Origin of the sequence: Catellatospora sp. NPDC049609, assembly GCF_040675365.1 — a bacterium.
Classification (GTDB): domain Bacteria; phylum Actinomycetota; class Actinomycetes; order Mycobacteriales; family Micromonosporaceae; genus Catellatospora.
Window position 1 is genome coordinate 1 of sequence record NZ_JBFAOU010000382.1, and the last position, 2,888, is coordinate 2,888.

At 70.2% G+C, this 2,888-nt stretch carries 2 protein-coding genes; both read left to right on the forward strand.

Annotated features, from left to right (window positions below; genetic code table 11):
• Nucleotides 1-289: 289 nt before the first annotated feature.
• The gene (locus AB0J67_RS40315) at nt 290-1,309 is read left to right on the forward strand and encodes a LacI family DNA-binding transcriptional regulator (protein WP_363490976.1); all 1,020 of its coding nucleotides are present in this window, start codon (nt 290-292) and stop codon (nt 1,307-1,309) included.
• A gap of 212 nt (nt 1,310-1,521) precedes the next feature.
• A partial coding sequence (locus AB0J67_RS40320) for an endo-1,4-beta-xylanase (RefSeq protein WP_363490974.1) occupies nt 1,522-2,888 on the forward strand: 1,367 nt, incomplete at its 3' end.

Below are 2,888 nucleotides of genomic sequence, written 5' to 3' on the forward strand. Positions count from 1 at the left end.
GTCCAGGCCTTCCAGGGCCAGTACGCCGACGACACCGCCCGCGTCCTCGCCTACGTCGTACTGTCCATGATCCCCGCACTCGGCTTCTACGCCATCGCGGAGCGGCAGCTCATCAGCGGCCTGGCATCCGGGGCGACCAAGGGCTGACACTGCGTCCGTTTTTCCGGTATGTTTCCGTGAATTCCCGGTGCCGGAGCGGTGCCCCGTGAGGCGAGAGCGTGCGCCCGGTACGCTCTGCCGCACCGAAACGTTCCGGCCGTAGGCTGAAGCGGTGACGAAGGAGCTGCCGGTGTCCGTGGACGAGAGCCGCAAGATCACGATCGCCGCGATCGCGCGCCTGGCCGGCGTGTCCGTGCCCACCGTCTCGCGCGTCATCAACGGCCGCTCCGACGTGTCCCCGCAGACCCGCGAGCGCGTCGAGGAGCTGCTCACCCGCCACGGCTACCGCCGCCGCCCGGCCAGCATGCGCACCAGCTCCGGCCTGCTGGACCTGGTCTTCAACGACCTGGACAGCCCCTGGGCGGTCGAGATCATCCGCGGCGTCGAGGACGTCGCCCACGCCGCCGGCATCGGCACCGTCGTCTCGGCCATCCACCGCCGCACCTCGGCGGCCAAGCAGTGGCTGGACAACATGCGGGCGCGGGCGACCGAGGGCGTCATCTTCGTGAACTCGATGGCCGAGCCGCCGCTGCAGGCCGAGCTGCGCCGGCTCAACATCCCGCTCGTCATCGTCGACCCGGCGGGCGTGCCCCCGCAGGAGGCGCCCACCATCGGCGCCGCGAACTGGGCGGGCGGCCTGCGCGCCACCGAGTACCTGATCGGACTCGGCCACCGCCGCATCGGCTTCATCGCCGGGCCGCCGCGGCTGATGTGCAGCCGGGCGCGGCTGGACGGCTACCGCACCGCGATGCAGGCGGCCGGGCTGCCCGTCGACGACAGCCTGATCTACCAGGGCGACTTCTACCACGAGTCCGGGTACGCCGGGGGCAGCCTGCTGCTGGAGCACGCCGCGCCGCCGACGGCGATCTTCGCCTCCAGTGACCAGATGGCGCTGGGCGTCTACGAGGCGGTGCGCCGCCGCGGGCTGCGGGTGGCCGACGACGTCAGCGTGGTCGGCTTCGACGACCTGCCCGAGGTGCGCTGGTCGTCGCCGCCGCTGACCACGGTCCGCCAGCCGCTGGCCGAGATGGGCATGCTCGCCGCGCGTACCGTGCTGCGCCTGGCCCAGCGGGAGAAGATCGAGAGCCCGCGGGTGGAGCTCGCCACCGAGCTGGTGGTGCGGGACAGCACGGCCCCGCCGCGTTCCTGATCTGGTCTCGATAGTTTCCGGAAGTTATTGACTTCACTGGATGGTGCATCGCACGATTGGGAGCGCTTCCATCGATGTGTGCCATGTCCCGCACCGAGTGACCACGAACGACGGCGCCCCCCTCGCCCGGGGCCGGGCGCCGCACCGTCCCCACCGCGTGCGTGGCACTTCCGGGTCATGGCACTGACGCTCCGCCATCACCAGGAGGACACATGACGCCCCCACGCGTCCGGCTCCACCGCACGTCCCGGCGCATCGCCTCGCTCGCCGCCCTGACGCTGGTCTCCGCGCTCGCGGTGCCACTGCTGTCGGCGTCGCCCGCGAACGCCTCCGGACCGCTGCGCACCCACGCCGCCGCCCGCGGCAAGTTCATCGGCTTCGCCGCGGCCACCGGCCCGCTGGCCAACGAGGCCGCCTACCGCACCATCGCGCAGACCGAGTTCAACCAGATCACGGCTGAGAACGCGATGAAGTGGGACGCCACCGAGTCGTCGGACAACAACTGGAACTTCAGCGGCGCCGACCAGATCGTCAACTTCGCGGTCGCCAACAACCAGCAGATCCACGGCCACACCCTGGTCTGGCACAACCAGACCCCGGGCTGGGTGCAGGGCCTGGGTGCCACCGCGATGCGCAGCGCCATGCAGGACCACATCTCCACGCTGGTCGGCCGGTACGCCAACAACGCCGCGTTCGTCTCGTGGGACGTCGTGAACGAGGTGTTCGAGGAGAACGGCAGCTTCCGGTCCAGCTTCTGGTACAACACGCTGGGCCAGAGCTTCATCGCCGACGCGTTCCGCTACGCCCGCGCCGCCGACCCCGACGCGCGACTGTGCATCAACGACTACAACGTCGAGGGCATCAACGCCAAGAGCACCGCGATGTACAACCTGGTCCAGTCGCTGCGCGCGCAGAACGTCCCGGTCGACTGCGTCGGCTTCCAGACCCACCTCGCCACGCAGTACGGCTTCCCGAACGACCTGCAGCAGAACCTGCAGCGCTTCGCCGCGCTGGGCGTGCAGGTGCGTATCACCGAGGTCGACATCCGCATCCAGATGCCCCGCAGCTCTGCCAAGGACGCCACCCAGGCGCAGTACTACACCAACGTGATCAACGCCTGCAACGCCGTCACGGCCTGCGCGGGCGTCACCATCTGGGGCTTCACCGACAAGCATTCGTGGGTGCCGGACACCTTCCCCAGCGAGGGCGCGGCGCTGATCTACGACGAGAACTACCAGCAGAAGCCCGCGTACACGGCGGTGCACAACGCGCTCGCGGGCGGCTTGCCGACCGACACCCAGGCACCGACCGCGCCGAGCAGCCTGGCCGCCTCCGGAGTGACCTCCAGCAGCGTGAACCTGTCCTGGACCGCGTCCACCGACAACGTGGGCGTGACCGGGTACGACATCCTGCGCGCGCCGGGCACCTCGGGCGGCTCTTTCACCCAGGTCGGCACGTCCACGACCACGTCGTTCAGCAACACCGGCCTGTCGGCGAACACGTCGTACCGCTACCAGGTCCGGGCGCGCGACGCCGCGGGCAACGTGTCGGCGGTGTCGAACACGGTCACCGTCACCAC